This is a genomic window from Streptomyces sp. 351MFTsu5.1 (assembly GCF_000383655.1).
GTDB classification, from domain to species: domain Bacteria; phylum Actinomycetota; class Actinomycetes; order Streptomycetales; family Streptomycetaceae; genus Streptomyces; species Streptomyces griseorubiginosus.
On sequence record NZ_KB911799.1, the window covers coordinates 1 to 25,619 of the forward strand.

Annotated in this window: 23 protein-coding genes; 12 read left to right on the plus strand and 11 right to left on the minus strand. The window is 70.7% G+C overall.

The annotated features are described in order from the left end of the window. The 4 genes from H295_RS0137755 to H295_RS0137770 form a co-directional block, all read left to right on the plus strand. Positions 1-600, plus strand: a 600-nt coding sequence (locus H295_RS0137755; protein ID WP_020140550.1) for a sugar phosphate isomerase/epimerase family protein, incomplete at its 5' end; no start/stop codon positions are given. Positions 601-1,052: 452 nt separating this feature from the next. Beyond that, entirely contained in the window at positions 1,053-2,204 is a 1,152-nt protein-coding gene (locus H295_RS0137760; protein WP_020140551.1) for an inositol-3-phosphate synthase, read from the plus strand. A 289-nt stretch (positions 2,205-2,493) separates the two neighbouring features. Beyond that, the gene (locus H295_RS0137765) at positions 2,494-3,657 is read left to right on the plus strand and encodes a sugar phosphate isomerase/epimerase family protein (RefSeq protein ID WP_020140552.1); all 1,164 of its coding nucleotides are present in this window, start codon (positions 2,494-2,496) and stop codon (positions 3,655-3,657) included. Positions 3,658-3,790: 133 nt separating this feature from the next. Continuing rightward, positions 3,791-5,911, plus strand: a complete 2,121-nt coding sequence (locus H295_RS0137770; RefSeq protein WP_020140553.1) for a PQQ-dependent sugar dehydrogenase — start codon at positions 3,791-3,793, stop codon at positions 5,909-5,911. Positions 5,912-5,984: 73 nt separating this feature from the next. Here the strand turns inward: H295_RS0137770 and H295_RS0137775 are convergent, their stop codons facing one another. From H295_RS0137775 to H295_RS0137810, 9 genes are all read right to left on the minus strand, one after another. Next, positions 5,985-6,542 carry a hypothetical protein gene (locus H295_RS0137775; protein ID WP_020140554.1) on the minus strand — a complete coding sequence of 186 codons (558 nt, stop codon included), beginning with the start codon at positions 6,540-6,542 and terminating at the stop codon, positions 5,985-5,987. Between the two features lie 55 nt (positions 6,543-6,597). Continuing rightward, complete coding sequence (locus tag H295_RS0137780) at positions 6,598-8,244, minus strand: serine hydrolase (RefSeq protein WP_020140555.1); 1,647 nt, start codon at positions 8,242-8,244, stop codon at positions 6,598-6,600. A gap of 102 nt (positions 8,245-8,346) precedes the next feature. Next, positions 8,347-9,396: a hypothetical protein gene (locus tag H295_RS44190; RefSeq protein WP_051135681.1), complete on the minus strand. Its 1,050-nt coding sequence runs from the start codon at positions 9,394-9,396 to the stop codon at positions 8,347-8,349. Positions 9,397-9,547: 151 nt separating this feature from the next. After that, a complete protein-coding gene (gene metX, locus H295_RS0137790) occupies positions 9,548-10,714 on the minus strand; it encodes a homoserine O-acetyltransferase MetX (RefSeq protein ID WP_078616869.1) in 1,167 nt (388 codons plus the stop codon). Continuing rightward, entirely contained in the window at positions 10,711-12,072 is a 1,362-nt protein-coding gene (locus H295_RS44195) for a bifunctional o-acetylhomoserine/o-acetylserine sulfhydrylase (RefSeq protein WP_020140558.1), read from the minus strand. Before H295_RS44195 ends, metX begins: the two co-directional genes overlap by 4 nt. Positions 12,073-12,436: 364 nt before the next feature. Continuing rightward, positions 12,437-14,683 (minus strand): protein translocase subunit SecD, encoded by a 2,247-nt coding sequence (secD, locus tag H295_RS0137800; RefSeq protein WP_043218663.1) that lies wholly within the window; start codon positions 14,681-14,683, stop codon positions 12,437-12,439. A gap of 78 nt (positions 14,684-14,761) precedes the next feature. After that, a complete protein-coding gene (locus tag H295_RS47345; RefSeq protein ID WP_158691109.1) occupies positions 14,762-15,166 on the minus strand; it encodes a hypothetical protein in 405 nt (134 codons plus the stop codon). 64 nt (positions 15,167-15,230) lie between these two features. Next, positions 15,231-15,896, minus strand: a complete 666-nt coding sequence (locus tag H295_RS0137805; RefSeq protein ID WP_020140560.1) for a response regulator — start codon at positions 15,894-15,896, stop codon at positions 15,231-15,233. After that, entirely contained in the window at positions 15,893-16,843 is a 951-nt protein-coding gene (locus H295_RS0137810; protein WP_028810121.1) for a HAMP domain-containing sensor histidine kinase, read from the minus strand. The genes H295_RS0137805 and H295_RS0137810 overlap by 4 nt, the downstream gene beginning before the upstream one ends. A 339-nt stretch (positions 16,844-17,182) precedes the next feature. Here H295_RS0137810 and H295_RS0137815 point away from each other — a divergent pair, with 339 nt between their 5' ends. The 4 genes from H295_RS0137815 (at position 17,183) to H295_RS0137830 (ending at position 19,482) form a co-directional block, all read left to right on the plus strand. Continuing rightward, a complete protein-coding gene (locus H295_RS0137815; protein ID WP_020140562.1) occupies positions 17,183-17,509 on the plus strand; it encodes a TraR/DksA family transcriptional regulator in 327 nt (108 codons plus the stop codon). Between the two features lie 46 nt (positions 17,510-17,555). Beyond that, the gene (locus H295_RS0137820) at positions 17,556-17,930 is read left to right on the plus strand and encodes a TraR/DksA family transcriptional regulator (protein ID WP_020140563.1); all 375 of its coding nucleotides are present in this window, start codon (positions 17,556-17,558) and stop codon (positions 17,928-17,930) included. Beyond that, a complete protein-coding gene (locus tag H295_RS44200; RefSeq protein ID WP_020140564.1) occupies positions 17,927-18,775 on the plus strand; it encodes a hypothetical protein in 849 nt (282 codons plus the stop codon). The genes H295_RS0137820 and H295_RS44200 overlap by 4 nt, the downstream gene beginning before the upstream one ends. Positions 18,776-18,861: 86 nt before the next feature. After that, entirely contained in the window at positions 18,862-19,482 is a 621-nt protein-coding gene (locus H295_RS0137830) for a hypothetical protein (RefSeq protein WP_020140565.1), read from the plus strand. Between the two features lie 74 nt (positions 19,483-19,556). Here the strand turns inward: H295_RS0137830 and H295_RS0137835 are convergent, their stop codons facing one another. Continuing rightward, positions 19,557-20,117 carry a DUF3291 domain-containing protein gene (locus tag H295_RS0137835; RefSeq protein WP_020140566.1) on the minus strand — a complete coding sequence of 187 codons (561 nt, stop codon included), beginning with the start codon at positions 20,115-20,117 and terminating at the stop codon, positions 19,557-19,559. 212 nt (positions 20,118-20,329) lie between these two features. Here H295_RS0137835 and H295_RS46190 point away from each other — a divergent pair, with 212 nt between their 5' ends. The 4 genes from H295_RS46190 (at position 20,330) to H295_RS0137855 (ending at position 23,736) form a co-directional block, all read left to right on the plus strand. Beyond that, positions 20,330-21,127 (plus strand): SGNH/GDSL hydrolase family protein, encoded by a 798-nt coding sequence (locus tag H295_RS46190; protein ID WP_020140567.1) that lies wholly within the window; start codon positions 20,330-20,332, stop codon positions 21,125-21,127. Positions 21,128-21,275: 148 nt separating this feature from the next. After that, positions 21,276-22,127 carry an RCC1 domain-containing protein gene (locus H295_RS0137845; RefSeq protein ID WP_028810122.1) on the plus strand — a complete coding sequence of 284 codons (852 nt, stop codon included), beginning with the start codon at positions 21,276-21,278 and terminating at the stop codon, positions 22,125-22,127. Between the two features lie 139 nt (positions 22,128-22,266). Next, positions 22,267-23,034, plus strand: coding sequence for an intradiol ring-cleavage dioxygenase (locus H295_RS0137850; protein ID WP_028810123.1), 768 nt, complete (start codon positions 22,267-22,269; stop codon positions 23,032-23,034). A 174-nt stretch (positions 23,035-23,208) separates the two neighbouring features. After that, positions 23,209-23,736: a DUF6584 family protein gene (locus tag H295_RS0137855; protein ID WP_028810124.1), complete on the plus strand. Its 528-nt coding sequence runs from the start codon at positions 23,209-23,211 to the stop codon at positions 23,734-23,736. A 90-nt stretch (positions 23,737-23,826) separates the two neighbouring features. Here H295_RS0137855 and H295_RS0137860 read toward each other — a convergent pair whose 3' ends face one another. Then, a complete protein-coding gene (locus tag H295_RS0137860; protein WP_020140571.1) occupies positions 23,827-25,296 on the minus strand; it encodes a non-reducing end alpha-L-arabinofuranosidase family hydrolase in 1,470 nt (489 codons plus the stop codon). Positions 25,297-25,619 lie beyond the last annotated feature (323 nt).

Genomic DNA, 25,619 nt, shown 5'->3' on the forward strand with positions numbered 1-25,619 from the left:
TGGCACCTGGTCGCGATGTTCCCGCCCGCACCCCAGGCGATGATCGACCGCGGTTACGAGGACTTCGCCGAGCGCTGGAACCCGATCCTGGACGTCTTCGACGCCGAGGGCGTGCGGTTCGCCCACGAGGTCCATCCCAGCGAGATCGCCTACGACTACTGGACCACCCAGCGCGCCCTGGAGGCCGTGGGTCACCGGCCCGCGTTCGGCCTGAACTTCGACCCCTCCCATTTCGTGTGGCAGGACCTGGACCCGGTCGGCTTCCTCTACGACTTCCGCGAGCGGATCTACCACGTGGACTGCAAAGAGGCCCGCACACGTCTGGACGGCCGCAACGGCCGCCTGGGCTCCCACCTGGCCTGGGGCGATCCCCGCCGCGGCTGGGACTTCGTCTCCGCCGGCCACGGCGACGTCCCCTGGGAAGACGTCTTCCGCATGCTGCGCTCCATCGACTACCAGGGGCCTATCTCGGTCGAGTGGGAGGACGCCGGGATGGACCGGCTCCAGGGCGCCCCGGAAGCGCTGAAGAGTCTCAGGCGATACGACTTCGAGGCCCCCTCGGCCTCCTTCGACGCCGCATTCGGAGGCGGCGAGAACTAGGCCGTCCATCACGCGAACGCGAACCTGGCGTGCCGCTGACAAACCGTCACAACGCGGCCGCCGGGCCCATCCGGGCTGCTCTGAACCGTCTTTGTCCTGATTCTGGAAGAAGTTCGCCGTTTCGCTGCGCAAGGGGTTCCGGCCAAGGACGAACGGGGCTACGGTCCCTTCGAGTACAGGAACCACACAGTGGTTCGCAACTGACGACGCGTTGAGGCCGTACGGCGCACCCTCGTTCGACCGACCGACGAAGGACGACCCCGCAGACCCCGCACCTCGGACCGGCGGCCCCTGGCCGCCCCCCCCCACGCCGCAGCCGCGTCCACCGCCACGGAGCAGCCCTCCGGACCGCGGCCGAAGCCGTCCCCATGCCGACGGTGGTGAGAGGCCCCGAGCCTTCGCCGACCGTCCTCCAACCGCACCGGACCATCGACATGGCAGGGAGGCAGCCCGTGAACAACGACGGGAACGCATCGAAGCCCGGGACCGCCGGGACCACCGCACGTACCGGTGTCTGGTTCGTCGGAGCCCGCGGATCGGTCGCCACCACCGCTGTCGCCGGATGTGCGGCCGTCGCCGCCGGACTGCACCCTCCGACCGGCATGGTCACCGAGACGGCGCCCTTCGACGGCACCGGTCTGCCGCCCCTGACCTCACTCGTCTTCGGCGGCCACGACACCGTTCACTCCCCGCTGCCGAAGCGGGCCGAACACCTCACCGAAGCGGGCGTCCTGCCGCACGGACTCGCACCCGCCGTACGCGCCGAACTCCAGGCCGCGGACGAGGAGATACGGCTCGGCGGCCCGCTTCCCGACGACCCGCGAAGCGACGAGGAACTCGTCGCGGACTTCGCGGCCGACCTCACCTCGTTCCGTGTGCGCAACGCGCTGGCCCGGGTGGTCGTCGTCAACGTCTCGTCCACCGAGCCGCTCCCGGCGCCGGACGCCGTGCGGCTGCCACCCAGCTCCCTGTACGCGGCCGCCGCCGTGCGAGCCGGCTGCCCCTACGTCAACTTCACGCCGTCCACCGGACTGCGCACCCCGGCCCTCACGGAAGCCGCCGCTGCCCGGGCGCTGCCGCACGCGGGCCGGGACGGCAAGACCGGCCAGACCCTGCTGCGCGCCGTGCTCGCGCCGATGTTCGTCCAGCGGGCCCTTGCCGTGCGCGCCTGGTCCGGCACCAATCTGCTGGGCGGCGGTGACGGGGCCGCCCTGGCCGACCCGGCCGCCGCAGCGGCGAAGAACGCCGGCAAGGAACGCGTACTGGCCGACACGCTCGGGCACGCACCGCAGGGCGAGGTGCACATCGACGACGTACCCGCGCTCGGCGACTGGAAGACCGCCTGGGACCACATCGCCTTCGACGGCTTTCTCGGCACGCGGATGATCCTCCAGACGACCTGGCAGGGCTGTGACTCGGCCCTGGCCGCGCCCCTCGTACTCGACCTGGCCCGCCTCGTCGCCCGCGCCCACGAGGCGGGTCTGTCCGGGCCGCTGCCGCAACTGGGCTTCTACTTCAAGGATCCCGACGGGGGACCGGCGGGTCTCTCGGAGCAGTTCACCGCCCTGCTGTCCTTCGCCGACCGCCTGCGGGAGGCACCGTGATGGGCCCCTTCCGGCCACCGGCCGCCCCGCGACAAGCGCCGACTGCGTCGCCGTAGAGCGATGGCCCCCTCGGCCCGGCACCCCCTCGATGCAACCCCTCCTCCGGGCGTCGACTCCCGTCCGCTCGTCCTGTTCTCCATCCCCCGCTGCCCCACCCCCCGCGCAGTACCCGGCCGTGCAGCGGCCACCGAAGTGAAGTCCCTTCTCCCGCGGTTCGCCGTCCCCGCCCGAGGCGGAGACGGAAGCCGCGAGGCACCCGCAGCACCGCGACGACGAAAGTGAGACCCCTGTGACCGCGTTCAACGACGAAGCCGTCACCGGCGACGCCCTGCGCCGCACCCTCGGCGTCAGCCGACGCCGCTTCCTCAGCACCTGCACGGCCGTCACCGGGGCGGCGATCGCGGCCCCGGTCTTCGGCGCCGGCCCCGCCCTGGCGCAGGACAGAGCCCAGGCCGGCGGCCACGACCACGGCCGTTCCGCCCTGGTCCCGCCGCACAAGCGCGGCATCATCCTCTACACCGTCAGGGACGCGACAGCCCGCGACCCGCTCGCCTCCGACCTGCCCTCCGGCTTCCGCGAGGTGTTCAAGCAGCTGTCGCGCTTCGGCTACCGCCAGGTGGAGTTCGCCGGATACGGCCAGCACGCCAACGCGGCCGGTGGCGCCGACCTGGGCACGGTCCAGGGCGCGAAGCTCCTGCGCTCCTGGCTCGACGAGTACGGCCTGCGGGCACAGGGCAGCCACGGGTACATCCCGCCGTCCTGGCCGCTCACGGCGGCGGACCGGGACACCTTCAAGCGCTGGCTGGAGATCGCCAACATCATCGGCATGGACCACATGGGCACCGGCGCCGACCCCACCAACACGCCCTACCGGGCCGACTGGGACGTCGCCGCGGAGAAGTGGAACACGCTGGGCGCCATCGCCCGCCGTGAGGGCATCAAGCTGTACACCCACAACCACGACGCCGCCTACGACTTCCTGCTCGACGGGGGCCCGCTCGACGCCCAGGGCCGGCCGACGCGCAGCTCCGGCATCCGCAAGCTGGAGTACTTCCTGAAGGTGACCGACCGCAAGAGCGTCTACCTGGAGCTGGACGTCTTCTGGGCGCACGTGGCCCAGTACAAGTTCCACACCTACACCGCCCACGACGGCTCCCAGCGCGAGGACGTCTTCGACCCGGCCGCCCTCGTCCAGCGCAACAGCGCCCGCTTCCCGCTGTTCCACGCCAAGGACGGTGTCGTCAACCTGCAGAACGGCATGGGCTACGACATGGTGCCGTTCGGCACGGGCGACATCGACTACCGGCGCTTCTTCACCCGGGTGGGGGCGAAGAACTACCGCAACCCGATGGTCGAGCAGGACAACGCGCCCAGCACGACCGTGCCCGGCCAGTCCCTGGACTTCGCCCGCATCGGCTACCAGAACCTCGCGGCCCTGCGCGCCCGCCACTGACGACGTGTCACCCATGGTGCCTGCCCGGCGTGCTGGCGTCGGGCAGGTGCCGGAAGTGGGCGCCTTGGCGTCCAACTCACGCATTCCGCCTGGCATTTCCTCTCACCCGCAGGCCAGACCAAAGGAGTTCCGAGTGCGCAACAGACGGATCGTCACCCTCGTGGGGGCGGCTGCCTTGGCCGGAGCCGTAGGGCTCCTGCCCCTCACCCCGGCGCAGGCCGCCAAGCCGGACCCCGCTCCGCCGGCCGCGTCGGACTTCCAGAAGGTCACCCTCAACGACCGCCCCGGCGAGCCCATGGCCCTCGCCGTCCTCCCCGACCGGCGGGTGCTGCACACGGCACGCACCGGCGAGGTCCGCATCCACGACCCCAAGAGCGGCGTGAACTTCCTCGCCGCCGACATGAAGAAGAGCCCCGCGGGCCTCTACCAGCACGACGAAGAGGGCGTGCAGGGCATCGCCGTCGACCCCGGCTTCGCCAAGAACCACTGGGTGTACCTCTACTACTCGCCCCGCCTGGACACCCCCATGGACGACCCGGCCACCCCCGGCGTCAACGAAGGGGACGCACCCGAGTTCGGCACGGACGCGGACTTCGCGAAGTACAAGGGCGTCACCCGTCTGTCACGGTTCAAACTCGTGGGCAACAAGCTCGACTTCGCCACCGAGCAGAAGGTCATCGAGGTACCCGCCGACCGCGGCATCTGCTGTCACGTCGGCGGAAAGATCGACTTCGACCGCAAGGGCACCCTGTTCCTGTCGACCGGCGACGACTCCAACCCGTTCTCCTCCGACGGCTACGCCCCGCTCGACGACCGCGCCGACCGCAACCCGGCCTACGACGCGCGGCGCACCGCCGGCAACACCAACGACCTGCGCGGCAAGGTCCTGCGCATCCAGGTCAAGCCCGGCGGCGGATACCGGATACCGCACGGCAACCTCTTCGCCCCGGGCACCCCGAAGACCCGCCCCGAGATCTACGCCATGGGCCTGCGCAACCCGTTCCGCTTCGGCGTCGACGACAGGACCGGCGAGGTCTACGTCGGCGACTACTCGCCCGACGCCAACACCGCCAACCCGAACCGCGGCCCCGCCGGCCAGGGCCGCTGGATGGTCATCGACCGCCCCGCGAACTACGGCTGGCCCTTCTGCGTGACCCAGGAAATGCCGTACCAGGACTACGACTTCGCCACCCAGAAGTCGAGCGGCGCCTTCGACTGCGCCAAGCCCGTCAACGACTCGCGCCACAACACCGGCCGCAGCGAGCTGCCTCCGGTCGAGAACGCGGAGATCGTCTACGGTTACGGCGCCACCCCGGACTTCCCCGAACTCGGCACGGGCGGCATCGGCCCCATGGGCGGCCCGGTCTACCAGTACGACAAGGGCAACAAGGCCCAGAACCGCTGGCCCCAGTACTTCGACGGCAAGCCGCTCTTCTACGAGTGGACCCGCGACCAGATGAAGGCCATCACCCTCGGCAAGAAGAACGAGGTCCTCAAGATCGAGGACGCGATCCCCACGATCAAGACGGACGGCCCGATCGACGCCGAGTTCGGCCCCGACGGCGCCCTGTACGTCCTCGAATACGGCACCGGGTACTTCGCGGAACTGCCCGAGGCCCAGCTCTCCCGCATCGACTTCACCCGCGGCAACCGCACCCCGGAGCCCAAGGTGGCAGCCGACGTGGTCAACGGCACCACCCCGTTGACCGTCCAGTTCTCCAGCGCCGGCACGACGGACGCCGACGGTGACGCCCTGCGCTACGCCTGGGACTTCGACGCGAACGGCACGGTCGACTCCAGGGAGGCGAACCCGAAGCACACGTTCACCGAGAACGCCGTCTACGACGCCACACTGAAGGTCACCGACAGCACCGGGCGTTCGGCCTCCGCGTCGGTTCCCGTCGTCGTCGGCAACAAGGCGCCGGTCGTCGCGCTCACCACCGACCCGGCCCCGCACGGCGGCACCCCGTTCCACTGGGGTGACACGGTCACCTGGCAGGTCACCGTAACCGACGACCAGCCGGTGGACTGCGCGAAGGTCAGCGTCTCGTTCATCCTCGGCCACGACTCGCACGGGCACCCGCTGTCGACGAGCAACGGCTGCTCCGGATCGTTCAAGACCTTCGTGGACGGCGGCCACTCCGGTTCGGACAACCTCAAGGCCGTCTTCAACGCCACCTACACCGACACGCCCCCGGCCGGCCTGCCGTCCCTCTCGGGCAGCGCCGAGGTCGCCCTGACCCCGGCCGACTGACCGGCGACGACGACACGAGACGGGGCGCCGCTGGGGGCGCCCCGTTGTCGTACGCCCACGGTCTGCGCGCTGCTCAGTGGAGGCAGATCCGCTGCACGGCGTCGTCGATGGCGGCGGTCTGGGCCGCGGTGGGGACGACCGGAGCCCGGCCTTCCCGGCGGGCGTTGCGCACGGTCACGAAGAGCAGTGGCGTCCCAGGGGGCGGGAGCGGCAGCTGGCAGTACACGTTGAGGCGCGTGTGCAGGACGAGGACGCTGCCTGGCGGGAGGACGGCGACCGGTACGGGCCGGGTCTGCAGGAAGCCGTCGTAGCCCTGTCTGGTTCCCGTGAGCGTCACGGCGGAGGCGGATGCGATGCGGACGGTGACGCCGAAATCGAGGCCGGAGCCCTGGGGCATCTGCACGGAAGTGATCCGGACGGTGGTGGCGGCGACCGGGTCGGGCGGTGGGGGCGGAGGGCGCGTGGCGGCCACGTATCCGAGGGCCGCGCCCAGGGCGACAGCGGTCGACGACACCGCGATCGTCACCTGGGCGGGCCGTGACAATGCCCGCCAGCGCTCCGCAAGCAGCGGACGGTCCGCGCCGGCGTTCTCGACGACGTCCCTGCCCTGGTCCTCGGGCTGAGTCACCATGTCCGGAGCGTAGAGGTGCGGGCCGGGTGATGGGTACCGGCCGCACAGCCCCGTCTCAGTCGTTCCTGGTGAAAGTGCCGATACCGTTCGTGTCGAGATTTTCGACCCGGACCTTGTCGGCGCGTCCGCCGGACCCGACGGTGAATGTCACGCCGGACAAGCCGACGGCGTTCTCGCCGGTGGTGCGATAGCTGAAGGTGTCGCCGTCGTAGTGGGTCAGGACGAACCGTTGCTTCTTGGGCCCGAGCTGCATGGTGAGCTTGTTGTCCTGGGCGCTGACGGTCAACGGGCCGTAGTACTGATTGGTGTACGTCCCGGTGTAGGCGCTGTTCGCCTTGGCGGGTGCGGGCGAGGCCGGGGGCTTGCTGTAGTCGACCTTCGAGCGTTCCCCCTGCAGGGTCTGCTGGAAGACCGGCCCGAGGAACGTCAGCCAGTCGACGGTCGGCCCGCCCGTCTGCGCGGTGTCGAGGAACGTGCTGGAGATCGCCTCGGGCACACCGATCGGCTCGCCGTTGGTCAGGACGACGATGCCGAGCTTCTCCGAGGGCAGCAAGGCGACGTTGGTGGCCGCCCCCAGCGCGAAGCCACCGGAGTGGCCGAGCTTCAGCCTGCCCTCGTCGTCGTAGCTCACGTTCCAGCCGAGCCCGTAGAACCCGGCCCGGCCCGCGGGTGTGTGAGGCGGCGCGGAGAGCATGTACGGCAGGTGGGTCTGCTCCAGCGCGGCGGCGTCGACGACCTGCTGCCCCTCGAACTTCCCGTTGCCCAGTTGCAGGCGCAGCCACTTCGTCATGTCGCGGACCGTGGAACTGGCCCCGCCCGCCGGGCTCTGGGCATCCGGGTTGCGCACGTACGAGGCACTCCAGGTGTCCCCGTCCTTCACATGCAAGGAGGCCTTGTTGCCCGCCTTCTCGTAGTCGGCGAAGAGAGAGCTGGTGGAGTCCATCCCGAGCGGCTTGTACACCTTGTCGGCGGACAGCTTCTCCCAGCTGGTCCCCGCCGCCCGCGCGGTGGCGACGGCGGCCTCGGTCAGGCCGAAGTTGGTGTACGCGTAGTGGGCCCGGAAGGGGGCCAGCGGTTCGTAGCGCAGGTGGTCCAGGATGTAGGAGCGGTCGTAGCCGAGGTCTTCGAGCAGATCTCCGGCGTGGTCGGGCAGTCCGCTGCGATGCGCGAACAGGTCGGCCAGCGTGACATGGCGGCTGACCCACGGGTCCTTGAGCGCGAAGCCGGGCGTGTACTTGACGACCGGGTCGTCCCAGCCGACGGTCTTCTCACCCACGGCGGCGGCGACCACGGTGGAGGCGACGGGCTTGGAGACCGAGGCGAGCTGGAAGACCGTGTCCGCTCCGACCCGGTCCTTCGTGCCCACCTTCCGCGTGCCGAACCCCTTGAGGTACATCACCTTGTCGTCGTACACCACGCCCACGGCGACTCCGGGCACACCGGTGCGGCGCATGGCGTCCTGTACGACGCCGTCCAGCCGGCCCACCGCGGTCTCGACCTTGGCCCGGGTCAGCTGCGACGGCGGCTGGGCGGGTGGGACCGTGGGCAGCGGCGACGTCCTGGCGGCCGGGCGGGCGAGGGCGGCGGTGGTGCCGGCATCCGACTGGGTACAGCCGACGGCCAGCGCCGCCACCAGGCCCAGTGCCGCGGCGGAGCGAAGGGGCCGGCGGCATGCGCTCTCGATGGGGGACATGGCGTCCATGAAATCCCCCTCACGGACACCTGTCGCGACTGGACGGACCGTTCGAGGGATCCGGCACACCCCGTCACGCCGCTGGGACGTCGAACCCGGCGTTCCAGCCGGTCACGCACTCCACAGTCGGACCACGCCGTCCGCGAGCTCGAGGAACTGCCCGGCGCTCGCGTGATGATGGGTGGGGGAGATCCCGGGAACAGCCCCCAGGAGGTCCCCCCGGGCCGGATCCCAGATCGACAGGCCGCTCGCCCCGCCGCTGAAGAGACGCGTGCCGTCGCTGAAGAACGGGCCGACCGGGCCCTCGAACGCCAGGAGTTCCACGGCCATCCGGTGCTCGCCGGTCCGGGTCGTGTCGAAGATCCGCGCGCCGGGCAGCATGTCCTCGTCGTCGGTGCCGATTCCCTCGACGGCGATCCGGGCGGAGTCGATCCAGGTCATGGCGTGGTCCCAGTAGTACGCACGGTCGCACACGTCGACCCGGCTCGGGCCGTTCTCGGACTCCCACACGTTGTCCTCGATCCAGTCGTCGAGGTTCCACACGGAAGGGAAGCCGAACGGATGCCACACCCAACCGTCGTCCAGGATCCGCCTGCCGTCGGGGCTCACATACAGGGCGCCGTGGAAGTAGTCGAGGTGATGCTCCGGCGCGGGCCCCTGCTCCGGCAGCTCGGGGAGGGACCGGTCGGTCAGCAGCGACCCCGTTCGCGCGTCCGACACGTCCAGCCGGTTCCATGCCGTGCGGTGGACCACCACGCAGCGCCCACGGCTCTGCCCGAACGCCAGCGAGAACGGCACCGTCTCCTGGTGGTAGCCGTCGTTCTCCAGGTCCAGCGTGATCTCACCGGTCCGCAGGTCGAGCACCTCCCCGAACCGGCCGTAGTCGTTGACCACCGCGGCGAACCTGCCGTCGTGGGAGGCGTGCAGGTGCCTGCGCAGCTGACGGCCGTCGAACGGGTCGTCGTCGGGTTCGTCCGGGACGGTGGTGGTCGCGACGGCCTCGTGACGGCCGGTCGCCACGTCCCAACGGCTGATCGTGCCGTCTTCGCCCAGCGCCAGCCACGCGGGCCGCTCACCGTCGTGCACCGGTGCCAGGTCGGCCACCACTCCCAGGCCGGACGGCACCGCCACTTCGCGAACGACGTCGTAGCCACCAGTCACGCTGAACCCCCCAGCCCCGGAACCGAACCGACAGCATAACCAGGCGTGTTGGAGCTCCTCGCCGCACGAACGGGGGATCGCCCGTGCCGCCCGTGGAGGGCGAACCGCAGCGTTCACGATCACGTGATTCCGCTCAAGGTGATCCGGTGCCTCACGCGATGCCGGTAGTCGTAGTCGCCAGCAACTCCCGCACGAGCGAAGCGACTTGCTCCACCTCGATCAGGAAGCCGTCGTGGCCGTAGGGGGATTCGATCAGCCGGAGGTCATCGGCCGAGGGAATGCCCGCGGCCAACTCCGCCTGCTGCGAGGGCGGATAGAGGCGGTCGGAGTCGACTCCGGCCACCAGCGTGGGGGCGGTCACCCGGCGCAGCGCGGCGCGCAGGCCGCCGCGGTCCCTGCCGACGTCGTGACTGTTCATGGCCTCGGACAGGACGACGTAACTGCCGGCGTCGAAGCGGCGCACCAACTTGGCCGCGTGGTGGTCGAGATAGGACTCGACCTGGTACCGGCCGCCGCTCCAGGGATCCTCCGAGGCCTGGGTCGTACGGCCGAAGCGGACGGCGAGTTCGGGCTCGCTGCGGTAGCTGACGTGCGCGAGCCGTCGGGCGAGGCCGAGCCCCGTGTGGGGCCCGCGGCCGGTGTCGTGGTAGTCGCCGCCCTGCCAGTGAGGATCGGAACGGATGGCGTGCACCTGGATGCCGGCCAGGGCGATCTGCTCGGCGCTCGCCGCTGCCGTCGTCGCGAGCAGCAGGAGAGCACCCGTGCGCTGCGGATGCGCGACGGCCCACTCCAGTGCCCGCATACCGCCCATCGAGCCGCCGACCACCAGCGCCCAACGGTCGATCCCCAGCGCGTCGGCCAGGCCGGTCTCGGCCGCGACCTGGTCGCGCTGGGTCAGGAAGGGGAAGCCCCCGCCCCAGGGGCGGCCGCCCGCGGCGAGGGACGACGGCCCCGTACTGCCCTGGCAGCCGCCGAGCACGTTCGGTGCCACGACGAACCAGCGGTCCGTGTCCAGCGCCCGCCCCTGCCCGACAAGAGCGTCCCACCAGCCGGGCGTCGGGTGCCCCGGACCGGCGGGGCCGGCGACGTGGCTGTCCCCGGTGAGGGCGTGCAGGACGAGAACGGCGTTGGAGGCGTCCGGCAACAGCCGCCCCCACGTCTCGAACGCCAGCCGTACGGCGGGCAGTTCACCCCCCGCTTCCAACACGAGCGGCTTCTCGCCGGCGTACCACTGGCGCCGCCCGGGCGGGTCCCCCTCCCGCCAGGCCCCGGTGGCCGGCGGGAGGGGGACCTCGGAAGGCGTCGGTACGGTGTTCAGGACGCGCCCTTGGCCGCGCGGAACCCCGCCTCCAGATCGGCCTTCAGGTCGGCGAGGTTCTCGATGCCGACCGACAGCCGCACCAGTCCGGGGGAGGTGCCGGTGGCCGCCAACTGCGCCTCGTCGAGCTGGCTGTGGGTGGTGGACGCCGGATGGATGATGAGGCTGCGGACGTCACCGATGTTGGCGAGGTGGCTGAACAGCTCGACGGCGTCCACGAACCGCCTGCCCGCCTCGACGCCGTCCCGCAGCTCGAACGAGACGATGGCACCGGCACCCCGCGGCAGGTACTTCTGCCCCGCCTCGTACCAGCGGTTGGACTCGAGACCCGGATAGTGGACGGCCGCGACCTCGTCCCGCTGCTCCAGCCACTGGGCCAGCGCCAGGGCGTTCGAGGAGTGCCGCTCGATGCGCAGGCTCAGCGTCTCCACGCCCTGGAGCAGCAGGAACGCGGAGTGCGGGGAGAGCGCCGGGCCGAGGTCGCGCAGCAGCTGCACCCGGAGCTTGACGGCGAAGGCGCCCGGCCCGAGGGCGGGCCAGTACCGCAGGCCGTGGTAGCTGGGGTCGGGCTCGGTGAAGTCGGGGAAGCGGTCGGCGTGGGCGCCGAAGTCGAAGGTGCCGCCGTCCACCACGACACCCGCGATCGCGGTGCCGTGACCGCCGAGGAACTTGGTCGCCGAGTGCACGACGATGTCGGCGCCGTGCTCGATGGGCCGCAGCAGGTACGGGGTCGGGACCGTGTTGTCCACGATCAGCGGCACCCCGGCCCCGTGCGCCACGTCCGCGACCGCCCGCACGTCGAGCACGTTGCCGCGCGGGTTGCCCAGCGTCTCCGCGAACAGCGCCTTGGTGTTCGGCCGGATCGCCGCCCGCCAGGCGCCGGCGTCGTCCGGGTCGTCGACGAAGGAGACCTCGATGCCGAACTTGGGCAGCGTGTGCCGGAACAGGTTGTAGGTGCCGCCGTACAGCGAGGTGCTGGAGACGATGTGGTCACCCGCGCTCGCGAGCGTCAGGATCGCGAGCGTCTCCGCGGCCTGCCCGGACGACAGCGCCACGGCTGCGACCCCGCCCTCCAGGGCTGCGATCCGCTGCTCGAAGACGTCCTGCGTGGGGTTGTGGATACGGGTGTAGATGTTGCCGGGCTCCGCCAGCGAGAACAGGTCAGCGGCGTGCTGGGTGTCGCGGAAGACGAACGAGGTCGTCTGGTAGATGGGCGTGGCGCGGGCGCCGGTCGTCGGATCGGGTGCCGCTCCGGCGTGGATCTGCTTGGTCTCGAACGACCAGGCGGAGGTGTCGGGTCCTGCGGGTGTCTCGTCGGGGGTGTGGCCGGCGGTGACGGAGTCGAGAGGCTGGCTCATGGTGGTGCTCCCGGTGCAGAGGGTGAGGACGGGAAGGCGTGCGGGAACCGCGGCGCTGCGGGCCGCGCCCGAGGAGGGGCTGCGGTCAGCGCGAAGCGGTGAGAAGGAGAGAGGTGCTGCTCAGAAGCCGGAGCGCGGCGTCAGCTCGCGGCGTGACAACCCGTGGTGGTGACACGCACGTAGTCCACGTGGCGGCGGGTCACAAGCACGGTCATGGAGCCAGACAACCACACCGACGGTTCCGTGGCACCGGCATGAGCAGGATGTCTCACGTCGTGGGACGGGTAGGGAGGAGGTTCGCCGAACTCCTGGGAGCCGGAGCCGGGTTCGGGCCGGGTCCCAGGAGTCCTGCGCTCGGGGACGCTCATCGCGACCGTGGGGACGGGGGTGGTTGCGCGGACGTCCGCCGGTGCAGTTCCACGGCCAGCGGTGTGGCGGTGAACATCGAGGAGTAGGTGCCCACCGCGAGACCGATGAGGAGGGCCAGGGCGAAGTCGGTCAGGGTGTCGCCGCCGAGGACCGCCAGCGAGGTGAGGATGAACGCGGCGCCCATTCCGGTGTTGACGGTGCGGGGCAGGGTCTGCAGCAGTGCCAGGTTGGCGACCCGGGCGAAGGGCAGTCTCCGGTCACTGCGGCCGAGTTCCCTGACCCGGTCGAAGACGACGACGGAGTCGTTGACCGAGTAGCCGATGACGGTCAGCAGCGCGGCCAGGAAGACGCCGTCGATGCTCTTGCCGAGCCAGGCGAAGACACCGACGAGGATCACGACGTCGTGGGCCAGGGCGGCGACCGCGGAAGTGCCCAGCAGCCAGCGGAAACGGGCCGCGAGATAGACGAGTTGGGCGCCGAGGGCGACGACCAGGGCCACCACGGCGCCTCGGCGCAGTTCCTCGCCGAGACTGGGACCGATGGCTTCGTCACGGACCTTGTCGGCTCGCTCCGTCAGACCGGCGACGGTGTCGGTGACGGCGGCCGCCTGTGTGTTGTCCAGGTGGTGCGTGCGGACGGTGAGCCGGTTCTCACCCGAGGTCTGGACGACGGCTTGCGGGAACCCCGCGTCGGCGAGCGCGGCGCGGGCCCGGCCGGGGTCGACAGGCGTGTCCGTGCTGTATTCGCCGAGCCGGCCGCCGGTGAACTCGACGCCGAAGTCGAGGCCTCGCGCGGCGATGCCGGAGGCGGCCAGGACGAGCACGGCCGCGGAGACGGCCAGCCAGCGGCGCGGGTGCCGCATCAGGTCCGGGTTCCTGCGGCTGAGGCGGTCGCGGACGGCGCCGGTGTGCGCGATGCCCGTCAGCCGGGGGCGTTGCCGCAGACAGGGACGGGCGACGGCGAACTCGGCCAGGGCACGGGTGACGACCAGAGCGCTCACCATGGACGCCAGGACCCCGATGCCCAGCGTGACGCCGAACCCCCGCACGGGCCCGGATGCCAGGAAGAACAGCAGACCGGCCGCGATGAGGGTGGTGATGTTGGAGTCGGCGATCGCGCTGAAGGCTTTGCGGAACCCGGCGGTCAGCGACGACCGCGGGGTGCGGTGGGGGCCCGAGGCGTACTCCTCACGGGCACGTTCGAACACGAGCACGTTGGCGTCGACGGCCATACCGATGGCCAGCACGAATCCGGCGAGGCCGGGCAGCGTGAGGGTGGCTCCGAGGGCGGCGAGGGCGGCGTAGGAGATGAGGCCGTAGGAGAGGAGCGCCACCATCGCCAGGAACCCCATGAGCCGGTAGACGACGATGATGAACAGCGAGGTCAGCGCGGTGCCGATGACGGCCGCCCACGCGCTGGCCGTGATGGCTTCGGCGCCCAGCGTGGGGCCGACGGTGCGCTGTTCGACGGTGTCCACCGGCACCGGCAGTGCGCCGCCGCTGATGAGCAGGGCGAGCTCCTTGGCCTCGCTGTCGTCGAAGGTGCCGGTGATCTGCGTGGAGCCGCCGCCGATGCCGGCGCGGCAGGCGACGGACGGGTCGACCTGCGGGGAGGAGATGACCTTGCCGTCCAGGACGATGGCGACCCGGCGACCCGGGTCCCCCGCAGGGTGGCAGGCCGCTTCGCCGGTCAGCCGGGCCCATCCCCTCTCGCCCGCGCCCTTGAAGTCGACGGTCACGTGCCATCCGCCGCCCTGGGGATCGAACCGGGCGGCCGCCTTCTCGACGTCCTTGCCGGTCAGCGCGGCAGGCCCCAGGCGCAACGACTGGCCGGACTCGTCCGGCAGCACCTCCCCGCGGGGGCGTTTAGGCAGTGGTTCGGCGGAGTCGTCGGTGCCGTCTACCGGGTGAAAGGAGAGTTGGGCGGTGCGGCCGAGGACGTCGGCCGCCTTGCGGGGATCCTGGAGTCCGGGGAGTTCGACGATGATCCGGTCGCTGCCGGAGCGGGTGAGGGAGGGTTCGGCGACGCCCAGGGCGTCGACCCGGCCGCGCAGCACCTCCAGCGTGCGGTCCGTGGCCTCGCCGTCGGCCTCGGCGGCAGTCGTGGGCCGGGTCTCCAGCACGATCTGGGTGCCGCCTCGCAGATCGAGTCCGAGGTGGACGGGCACGGTGAGCGCGACGTACAGGGAAAGGGCGACAGCGGCGAGGGCGATCAGTCCTCTGACGCGTGCGGATCGGTTCACGGGACGGTGCACAGGGGCCTCCGGCGAGCACACCGCGGCCGAGACGGTGGCCACGGCCGGGGAAGGAAAGGGCAGAGCTCAGATGCCGGAGGGGGAAGGCGGCGCCCGTCCCTCGTGACGGAACGCCGGACGTGCGGGCGTGCCTTCCGTCGGTGCCACGGGCCGCACGGGCTGGAGCAGAACGGGGGCCGCAAGGGGCGTCGGGCACGGGGCGGCACCCGGTGGTGCGTGTCGTTCGCCGGTGACATCCCCTTGACTGCGTACGGCGGCGGGGGAGACCGCCGGCTCCGCGGCTTCGACGCGGGCCTGGGCGGAGGCCGGTCCGGCTCCGGCCGTGAGGTTCGGGCCGCCTGCCGTAGGGCACTGCTCACCGCCCAGGAGGACCGGGCCGAGCAGGGTGAGGACGGCAGCGAGCAGGACGGCCCATACGGCATCTGCCACCGGGTTCCGCATGCGCGAAACGGCGTACGCGGAACGGGGCATCCCTGCTCCTCCCTCCCTGTCCGAGGTGTCGTAACGGAAGAACTGCCCCTGCCGTCCGGTCCGTTCAGGCCTCGATGAGCCCGGCGCGGATGGCATAGCGGGTGAGTTGCAGACGGTCACGCATGCCGAGCTTGTGCAGCAAATTCTCGCGGTGCCGGTGGACGGTCTTGATGCTGATGAAGAGCAGTTCGGCGATCTCCTTGGAGGAGTGGCCCTCGGCCACCAGCTTGAGGACCTCCTCCTCGCGCGGGGTCAGCACCTGCTCGGGCGGTTCCTCGCCGTCGCGGACCCGGTCGAGGTGGGTGCGGATCAGGGCGGTGACCGCGCCCGGATACAGGAAGGGCTCGTCACGCATGGCAGCCCGGCAGGCCGCCACCAGATCGCGGTCGGCCACCGACTTCAGCACGTATCCGTCGGCTCCGGCCTTGAGTGCCTGGAAGAAGTACTGCTCGTTGTCGTGCATCGTCAGCATGAGTACGCGCAGGCCGGGCCGGCGTGCGACGAGTTCGCGGGTGGCCTGGAGACCGGTCATCCGGGGCATGGCGATGTCCATCACCGCCAGGTCGATCGGGTGGGTGCGGGCCAGTTCGACGGCCTCCGCCCCGTCGCCCGCCTCGGCGACGACCTCGAGGTCGGGTTCCCGGTCGAGGATGAGCCGCACACCGCGCCGTACCAGCGCGTGGTCGTCAGCGAGGAGGATACGGATCACAGGGGTGTGGGGCGTGGTCATGGCTGCTTCCTGAGGGGCACGGTGAGCCGGACCTCGGTACCGGCCTGCGGCTGGGAGGTGACGTCGAGCACGGCTCCGACGAGCAGAGCCCGCTCCCGCATGCCGCGCATCCCCGCGCCTTCGGGGGCGGCCCGGGTTCCGCGGCCGTCGTCGACGACGGCCAGCGCCACCGTGTCCCCGTTGTGCCGCAGGCTCACCTCGACCTTCTCGGCCTCGGCGTGGCGAGCCGCGTTGGTCAGGGCCTCCTGGGCGACGCGGTAGAGGACCAGTTCCGTCTGCTGGTCCAGCGGGGGCAGGCCGGTGTCGAAGCGGCGCACCACCCGCAGTGCCACATGCGTGGCGAACTCGCCGGTCAGCGAGGTCAGGGCGCTGACCAGGCCGAGGTCCTCGAGCACGCCCGGCCGCAGCCGGCGCACCAGTCGGCGCACCTCGTCCAGACTGCCCCGGGTGATCTCCTGCATCTGCCGCAGCTCACCGCGCAACGGCTCGTCCGCCTCGTCGGCGGCCCGCTCCAGCGACAGGAGGATCGCCGTCATGCTCTGGCCCACCTCGTCGTGGAGTTCCTGCGCGATGCGACGCCGCTCCGCCTCCTGGGCGGAGAGGGCGCGGGCGCTGCTGGACGCCCGTTCGTGTTCGAGGCGTTCGAGCATGGCGTTGAAGGTGCGGATCAGCTCGGCGGTCTGACCGTGGCCGCCTTCCGGCAGACGCTGCCCGGGCCGCAGCAGATCGACCGTGGCCATGAGCCGCGTGAGCCGGTCGAGCGGTGCCAGACCGATCCGCAGCAGGGCCGCGTTGGCCACCAGCATGACGACCAGACCGCCCACGAGGATGACCGCCTCGGTGAGCAACACCGGGACGGAGACGGTGACCGGAGCCCACAGCAGCAGCGCGGTCGCGCTTCCGAGCACGACCGCGTTGAGGGCGAAGATCCGCCAGAACAGGGACACCGCGACATCGCCTTTCTCCGTGTGACGCGGTCTGTCCGCACCGACGGTCACCGAACGATCCGGGCGTGAGCCGTGTCAGCTGCTTCCTGCCCGTCCAACTGCCCAGGCTGCCCGCTGCCGCTCGGGCTGTCGATGGGTGCCAGTCCCCATTTCCCGGGTCCCGCCCGCCCCCGTGCCGACGGACCCCGTGCTGCGCCGGAGATGGGTATCGCGCCCGATGGGATTCGCGCGGCATCTCGGCCACGGTGGAGACACCAACCCGGCGCCCCTGCGGAGCGAACAGGACGCCCGGACGGAGCCCGCCGTTCGGCCGCCTCCTCACGGAAGGAAGGATCTGCCATGCCCCTCGACATGCCCCGTGCCGAAACCCGCCGTGAGCGGTTGACGGCCCACGAGGCCCTCCAGCGTCTCGAACACGAACGCACCTCCCGGCTCACCCAGCTGCGGGCGATCGAGGAGGGCCGGGCCGACGCGGAGGACCAGGTGATCGCCACGCAGAAGGACACCGTCCGGCGGGTCCTCGCCGAGGTGGAGGCCGCCTTCACCCGCCTGGACAACGGCAGCTACGGCATCTGCGGCGGCTGTTCCAGGCCGATCCCGGTGGAGCGCCTGGAGATCCTGCCCTACACGCGGTTCTGCGTGCCCTGCCAGCGGAAGGCCGGCTGACGAGGGCCCGTTGGACTTTCCTGTTCCGCTCTGCTGAGGGGGTGACTTGGTGAACCACCAGATCATCGACGACCAGAACACCGAGCTGTCGGCCGAGGACCTCGCCGCACTCCGCGAGAACCTGCACGAACAACGCCGCTTCCGCCAGGAGCAACTGCACCAGCTCTCAGCCGCCGCCGTGTCCCGCGCCGACGCGCTGCCCGCCCGCCGCTCGGCCGCCCAACTCGAAGTGAGGGTCAAGCTCGCGGCCTCCGCGCGTCTGGTCCTGGCCGACGTGGAAGCCGCCCTCACCCGCATGGACCTGGGTCACTACGGCACGTGCCACCTGTGCCGCGGGCCGATCGCCCGCGTACGACTGCTGATCGTGCCGCAGGCCCGGTTCTGCGCGCGCTGCCAACAGGTCAAGGAGGCAGGACGATGACCACCCTGGCCAAGCGCCGCGCCACGCCGCCCCGGCACCGCTCATGGCCCTGGTGCCGGCACTGTTCCGGCATCGCCCTCGACCTGGGCAGCACCCGCACCCGCGCCTGGACGTCCGGACGGCGCACGATCCTCGACGTACCCACGGTCACCTTCCCGGCATCCCCGGGCGAGGGCGCCACCTGCCCCGTCCAGCGCGGGACCATCGTGGACACGCCGGGAACGGCGCGGATGCTCGACCGGCTGCTCGCCCCACGCCTGCCCCGCCACGGTCACCCCCTGCTCATCCTGACCACGCCCGTCCTCGGCGGTGTCGCCTACCGTGCCGAAGCCCGTACCGCGGTCGACGTCCTGCGCCCCCGCACCGTCCTGACCGTCCCCACCGCACGTGCGGTGGCCGTGGCCGCGGAAGCCGACTTGGCCCGCCCGCTGCTCGTCGTGGACCTCGGCGCCCACCTCACCGAGGTGACACTCCTCGTCGACGGCGCGGTGACCGACGCCCGCCGCACCGCCCTGGGCACCAGCGACCTGGACGACTTCACCCCGCCCACCCGGATCGCCGAAGCGGTGGTCGCCATGGTGACCGGCATGCTGGACCAGGACCACACACCCCACACACGCCACGCCCTGCGCCGAGGGACACTTCTCGCCGGAGGGGGTGCCCTGCGAGCCGACATCACCGGCTCTCTCGGCGAAGGGCTGCGGACTCCGGTCCAGCCGGTCCGCGCCCCGCACACCGCGGCGGTCCGCGGTGCCGCGAGACTCCTCCAAGCGGCACACGCCCACCCCTCCTCCACCCGAGCCTCCGGCTCCCCGCAACGCCGTCGCCTGCACGGAGCGCTGTAAGCAGGGGAGGGCTGTAAGCAACAGAGCGCTGTAAGCACGCGACGAGGTCGGCACGCGCTCGCGCCGAGGACGAAAGGAGAAACACCGTGGCTCGCGCCACACCTCCAGAACACCCTCCCGAGGAACTCCCTCGGGTCCTGCTGTGGCGATGGCGGCGCAACCCCCTGCGCCGGGGCACGGATCTCGCCCAGGCATGGATCGGCCTCGGTCTGTTCCTGGCCGTGCTGGCAGCCCTTCCGGCCGCCATGATCCTGGTCGGCGACACGGCTCACGCCCACTGGACGAAGACCGCCCGGCACCAGATGGCGACGCGGCACGACATCTCCGCCGTCCTGGTTCACGACGCCCCCCGTCACCCGGAGCCGGGTTCGGACGAGGCGGAGAAGGCCCTGTACCCGGCCACCGTCCGCTTCACCGACCCTCGGGGACACACCCGCACGGCCGAGACCGACGTCCAACCCGGCCTCGCCGCGGGGAGTGTCGTTCGCGTGTGGGTCACCGCCGGGGGAGAGCTCACGGACGCTCCCCTGACCCCCGAACAGATCCGTGATCGCGCCACGGGATGTGCCGTCCTGGCAGCCATGACCGTGGGCCTTCTCGGCGCGGCCGCCTACGCGTACGCCGACCACCGGCTCGAACGGCACAACCTGGCGCGGTGGGACGCAGCTTGGGCTCGGACCGCGCCGCGGTGGACTGCGTCCCGCTGACGGGGTGGACTGCGTCCCGCTGACGCGGCGGACCGGGAGATCGTCGCCACGCAGGTGAGGGCGGTGCTGCGGAGTCACGCCCCCGGACCTACGGCCTGTGGCCCGATGCCCTTGCTCCCGCCGGGCGTTCCGTCCGGGGCGAAGGCGTGAGGGTAGGCGAAGCCGTGCGGCGCGGAGCCGTGGTCGTGGAGGTGTTCCAGCCTGGAAACCCCGTCCTGCCAGGTGGGTGTCACCTCGTCCGAGACCCACCAGAACACGTGACTCGGATGCCCCGTCCTGGCGAACCAGTCGCGACGCCGGTTCAGCGCCGCGCGGTGCAGGCCGCTGTAGACGGCGTCACAGGCGGACCGCAGGTCGGTCCAGAGCGAGAGCGTCGCGGCCAGGGCGATGTCCTCCACGGTACGGCCCTTGCTGTACCAGTTCGGCACGGCGAACTCTCCCCACACACCCCAGTCCAGGTCGAAGTGCGAGCCGGTTCCGCCTTCGGCGACTTCGGCGTGCGCCAGATATCCAGGGTGCTGACTGATCTGCTGGTAGACGGGCCCGGCGCTGTCGTGGAACTCGCGGGTGAGCGGTGCGGGATCAGCCAGTGGTGACGTCAGGACACCGAAGGTGTACAGAGCAAGATGGGGCATGCGTCTCTCCCTGGTCAGGGTGTCATCGATGGCGGCTCAGCCGGAAGGAACTCCTGTGCGACCGTGGGCGATCGCCGAGGACCAGGTGAAGCTAGCCTCTCCGGCAGACCATGTCCACGTTGCGTTTTTCGTGCTCAAGTGGCCTCCCCGTAAGGGAGGTTGCGGTCCCGGGGCAGGACGGACCACCTCAGTCGTACAAGGAGGCACTCAAGGTGACGGACACACCGATCCGGCGGATCGCGGCGCTGGGCAGCTCGTTCGCCGCGGGTCCCGGCATCGAACCGGTCGCCGACCGCCGGGCGAACCGTTCGGCACGGAACTACCCGCACCTGCTGGCCGAACGGCTCGGTGCCGACCTCACGGACCTCACCGTGAGCGGCGCGACCACGGACACGATCACCACCACGCCCCAGCGCGTGCTGCTCCACACGTTTCCGCCCCAGGTGGCCGGACTGCCGGAAGACGCCGACCTGGTGACGATCACCGCGGGCGGCAACGACCTCGGCTACATCGGCAGCATGGTGCGGCTCGGGACGGCGGGCCGGTTCTCGTCGCGTGCCCTCACCCGGCCCCTCGGTGCCGCCTTGAGGCGAAAGGGTGTGCCGCGGCCGTCGCAGGCCGATGTCGACCGGGCGGCGGCCGGTCTCGCCCGTGTCGTGGAGGAGACGCGACGCAGAGCCGCGCACGCGCGGGTGCTCCTGGTCGACTACCTCACGGTCGTCGGACCCGACACACACGACAGCCGCGCGACCCCCTTCGACGCGGTGACCCTGGATGATTTCCGCGGACTGGGTGACCTGGTCGCCGATGTCTTCAGCCGAGCCGCCGCCCGCTCCGGGGCGGAACTCGTCGCGATGGGGCGGCGCAGCCGCGAGCACGGTCTCGGCTCGCTCGAACCGTGGGTGAACGGCCTCCCCGAACGACTCCGCCCTTCCACCGTCGCCGGAGCCTTCCATCCCAACGACGCCGGAATGAACGCTGTGGCGGACGCGATCGTCGAGCACCTGTAGCGGCCGTCCGCTCGAACGTCCCGCCACCCGCCACCCGCCGCAGACGACAGAGAACCAGCCGAATCCGGGCCGGCATAGGGTGGAATCCCATCCACCCATCCGGCCATCCGCCCGTCCGTCAGCCGGGCCTGAGCAGAAGGATGCGCCCTTGCTCGCCCACTCCTCGGTTCTGGCAGCCGGAAGGCGTCATTCGGTCGCACGGCGCTGGGACGGAACCGTTCTCGCCGTGGGCAGGACGACAGCCGGCGAAGGTCAGGTCGAGCGGTGGGAGGACGTCGTCGCGGTGGCAGCCGGCAATGTCCATACGGCGCCGAACACGGGCAGGTCCCATACCGTGGGACTCCGGTCGGACGGCACGGTGGTGGCGACCGGGTGGAACGGCGACGGTCAGTGCGAGGTCGGCGGATGGCGCGACGTCACGGCCCTGGCGGCAGGCTGGCGTCGCACGCTCGGGCTGCTTGCGGACGGCCGCGTTCTGGCAGTCGGCCGGGGCTCGGAAGGGCAGTGTGACGTGCGGTCCTGGCGCGAGATGGTCGTTCTCTCGTGCGGTGACTGGCACTCGGTGGGCGTTCGCTCGGACGGTTCCGCGCTGGCCTCGGGGAACAACAGGCGAGGCCAGTGTGACGTGGCAGGGTGGTCCGGTCTGGTCGCGATCTCGGCCGGGTATCTCCATACCGTCGGCCTGAGAGCCGACGGGCGCGCCGCGGCGACCGGAGAGCGGGCGACCGGGGCGTGTGAGGTCAGCGCGTGGGAGAACGTCGTGGCGGTCGACGCGGGCAGTCACCACACCGTCGGGGTCACGGCGTCCGGGCGGGTCCTCGCGGTGGGGGACAACACCCACGGGCAATGCGACGTCGGCGGTTGGCGCGATGTCGTCGCGGTCGCGGCCGGGTCGACGCACACCCTGGGTCTGCGGGGCGACGGCACAGTCGTGGCTGCCGGGAACAACGCAGACAGCCAGTGCGAAGTCGGAGCCTGGTCCGGAATCCAGCTGCCGTAGCCCGAGACCTGCCCCTGCGCTGCTGCTTCTTCCGGCTGGTTTCCGGTCCGATACCGCCTTGTCCTGCCGGTCGCTTGACGAGCATTGTGTTTCCTGACTCATCAGATATTCTCCGTCGGCCTCTTCTATTGTCGTGGTCATGACAGACACCTCAGATGCGCGCACCCCTGTAGCGCGCCGTACCGTGCTCATGGCCACCGGAGCCACGGCCGCCGCCCTGGCCTTGGGGTCGGCGGCCGTGAACGAGGCCCCCACAACCGAGGCGCTCGACACCGCTCCTGTCGCCGCCGCGGCCGTCTGCACCCTCACCCGCGAGATGACCGAGGGTCCCTACTACCTGGATCGGCAGTACGTCCGCACCGACATCACCGAAGGCAAGACCGGCGTTCCGCTGAAGCTGAAGCTGACCGTCGTCGACGCCGACAGCTGCGCACCGCTGCGGAACGCCCTGGTCGAGGTCTGGCAGGCGGACGTGCTCGGGGAGTACTCCGGCTTCGTCGGGGAGAACGGTCACGACGAACCGGACGACGGCACCTTCCTGCGCGGTGGAGTCCTCACCGACGCCGGGGGAGTCGCTGCCCTCACGACGATCTATCCCGGCTGGTACCGCGGCCGCTGCATCCACATCCACGTCAAGGTCCACACCGGTGTCACGGTCACGTCCGACGGCCACTTCACCGGAGGCCGGGAGATCCACACGGGTCAGCTTTACTTCAACGAGACGATCACGGCGGCGGTCGCGCGGGTCGCCCCGTACACGAGCAACACGGTGCCCCGCACCACCCTCGACCGGGATCCGATCTACGACGGCGGGGGCGCCGCGTCCGGACTGCTGACCCTCACCGCCCTGGGGAGTTCCACCTCTTCCGGCTACCAGGGCACCCTGACCCTGGGAGTCGACAGCTGACCCTCGGCGAATGACCGGCTGGGCGCCACAGTGAGCGCGGTGGCGCCCAGCCGGGTGTGGAAGCAGGGCGCCGGGAGTCGGGCCACCCCGGCACCCCGGTGGCTCAGCCGGTCGACGGCGGGGCTGAGGAAAACCAGGTCGACGTCGGTCGGCGCCGTACTCGATCATGCGTTCATGCCCCTGAGTGAGACCCTCGCCCGAGTCGACGCGGACCTGGCTGCCGGCCGGGTTCCGGTCGCACGCCAGCGGCTGCGCGGCCTTGTCTCGTCCTTCCCCTGGGATCTGACGCTCCGTCGGCGTCTGGCCGGGGTGTACCGGCTCTACGGCGACGCCGCCGAGGCCGGACGCTGGATGTTTCTCGAAGAGGACCGCACCGCCGACGAGACCACCGCCTTCGAGGCGCGGTACGGGTCTGCCGGCCGGCGGATGAAGGCCCTCGCGTGGCGCGGCCCGGAGGCCTTGGCGGCCACCTCCTTCGCGGAGCGGGAGCTGGTCGCTCTGCGGAGCGTCTGCGCCGAGGAGTTGGGGCGGCCCGTCGACTGGGACGACCCCGCAACCTACGGGGAGGGCCGGGAGCAGGACGAGGACGAGCCATCCGGGCCGTGGGCGGTCGGCGGCGTGCTCGCAGGCGTCGGCTGCCTGGTGGCGGTCCTCGCCTTTCTCGCGATCTGGGTGAACGGATTGGTCGCCCTGTTCGACTGACCGACGCGGAAACCACCGGGTCCGCACACCTGTGGAAGGGAAGGAGCGGGCTCGGCGCCGTGCCGAGCCCGCCCCCTTCTCGTCATCCCGTCAGCGCTGCAGTGTCAGCAGCCCCGGACGGTAGGGGAGGAGGCCGTAGTCGCCGCCCGAGTTGGGGCTGTGCCCCTGGTAGAGGAGTTGGAGGTTGCAGGGGTCGATGGTCATGGTCTGGTCGGCGCTGGTGCGGAGCAGTTCGCCGTGGCTGATGTCGTTGGTCCAGGTGGCGCCGCTGTTGGCCTTGCCCGCGAAGGGGTTGGACTCGGTGGCGGCCTGCGGGGTCCACGAGCCGTTCAGGCTGGTGGCGGTGAACGAACGGAAGAACCGCTGCTCACTGGCGCCCCGGGCCTCGACGATCATGAGGTAGCGGTTCTGGCCCTGGAGCTTGTAGACCTGCGGTGCCTCGAACAGGTTCTTCTCCGTGTCGCTCATGACCGTCGTGTACGACGATCCGAAGTTCCCCGGGAAGTTCCCGATCGGCATGCTGGCCCGGTAGATCTTGCCGTTGTCACCGGCGAAGAACAGGTACATGTTCTGGCTGTCACCGATCAGCGTCTGGTCGATGGGCCCCGTCCCGGAGCCCGAGATGCTTCCGGTGAACAGCGCCTGCGGAGCCGACCAGCCGTTGGCGTTGGTGGGATTGGTCGACGTCCGGTAGGAGAACGCGCTCCCGCCCCACTGGTAGGTGAGCACCCAGATGTTCTTCGGCGCGAAGTAGAAGAGCGAGGGCGCGACGGCGGCGCTGGACATCGCGTTCTGGCCGGCCGAGGCCATGTCCGACCAGTTGGTGAACAGGTTGAAGTTCATCGAACCCCAAGTCGACCCGTTGTCGTGCGTCGTCGCGTAGACGAGCTGCTTGCCCTGGTACGGGGCGACGGTGAAGTCCTTGAGCGAGACCCAACCGGACCTGGGCTGTGCCAGCGCGCCCGTCGAGGTCCAGCGGTAGGACGACGGAAGATCACACGCTCCGGGGGTGTCGGCGCCGACCTTCACGAGCTGCCACTGCTGGTTGGTGCCGCCCCAGTCGTCGTACTGGACGACGTTCGCGTTGTCGGCGGTGGAGGCGCCCTGCACTTCGAGGGCCTTGCCGCTGTGGCGCGAGATGAGCCTCACGTAACCGTCGGAGCTGTCGGCCAGCCGCCACTGCTGGTTGGCGCCGTTCAGGTCGGCCCACTGGACGATGGAGCCGCCGTTGACGGTGGACTGGTTGTAGATGTCCAGCACCTTGCCCGAGAGACGGGACTTGACGCGGTAGTAGCCGTCGCCGGAATCGACGAACTGCCATTGCTGCTGGCTCTGGTCGTTCCTGGTCCACTGGGTGATGCGGGCACCGTCGGTGGTGGCCAGGTTGTAGACGTCGAGGGCTTTGCCGCTGTTGCGGTTGACCAGTACGTACGAGGCGTTGGTGTCGACGGTCGCCGCGCTGGCGGGCTGCGCGCCGAGGAAAGCGGCCACCAGCAGCAGGGGCGCCAGGACGGCGAGCAGGCGTCTGAGCGGGACCGTGGACGGGGAGCGTAACCGCATCTGAGGGCCTCCTTGGGGACGGGGCAGGGCGGTGCGGTGCGGGGTGGCGCTGCGTCGGCGAACCGTGGAGCGGTCGAGTGGGGATGGTCGTTTCTTCGAAACATTCGACGCCGTCCACGGATACTTCGACGCCACAAGTTAGAAATACGGGCCCCATTGGTCAAGGTCTTTGGCGGTTCTGTCTGCAAACGGTTCATCCGAAGGGGTTGTGGGCTTCGAATGTTTCGAAGGAAGATTGGAAACTTTCTCCGTGGATGTATTGACGATCCACCGTCAACGCCTCAATCATCCTTCTCCGAGGGGCGACCAGGCTTCGGGGACTT

Coding starts and splice junctions, on each gene's coding strand:
- H295_RS47345 (WP_158691109.1), bottom strand. CDS start 15,166: ATGCCCCGTTCCGCGTACGCCGTTTCGCGCATGCGGAACCCGGTGGCA.
- H295_RS44195 (WP_020140558.1), bottom strand. CDS start 12,072: ATGAGCCAGCCTCTCGACTCCGTCACCGCCGGCCACACCCCCGACGAG.
- H295_RS0137780 (WP_020140555.1), bottom strand. CDS start 8,244: ATGGACGCCATGTCCCCCATCGAGAGCGCATGCCGCCGGCCCCTTCGC.
- H295_RS0137860 (WP_020140571.1), bottom strand. CDS start 25,296: ATGCGGTTACGCTCCCCGTCCACGGTCCCGCTCAGACGCCTGCTCGCC.
- H295_RS44200 (WP_020140564.1), top strand. CDS start 17,927: ATGACCACCCTGGCCAAGCGCCGCGCCACGCCGCCCCGGCACCGCTCA.
- H295_RS0137815 (WP_020140562.1), top strand. CDS start 17,183: ATGCCCCTCGACATGCCCCGTGCCGAAACCCGCCGTGAGCGGTTGACG.
- H295_RS0137850 (WP_028810123.1), top strand. CDS start 22,267: ATGACAGACACCTCAGATGCGCGCACCCCTGTAGCGCGCCGTACCGTG.
- H295_RS0137835 (WP_020140566.1), bottom strand. CDS start 20,117: ATGCCCCATCTTGCTCTGTACACCTTCGGTGTCCTGACGTCACCACTG.
- H295_RS0137775 (WP_020140554.1), bottom strand. CDS start 6,542: ATGGTGACTCAGCCCGAGGACCAGGGCAGGGACGTCGTCGAGAACGCC.
- H295_RS0137805 (WP_020140560.1), bottom strand. CDS start 15,896: ATGACCACGCCCCACACCCCTGTGATCCGTATCCTCCTCGCTGACGAC.
- H295_RS0137855 (WP_028810124.1), top strand. CDS start 23,209: ATGCCCCTGAGTGAGACCCTCGCCCGAGTCGACGCGGACCTGGCTGCC.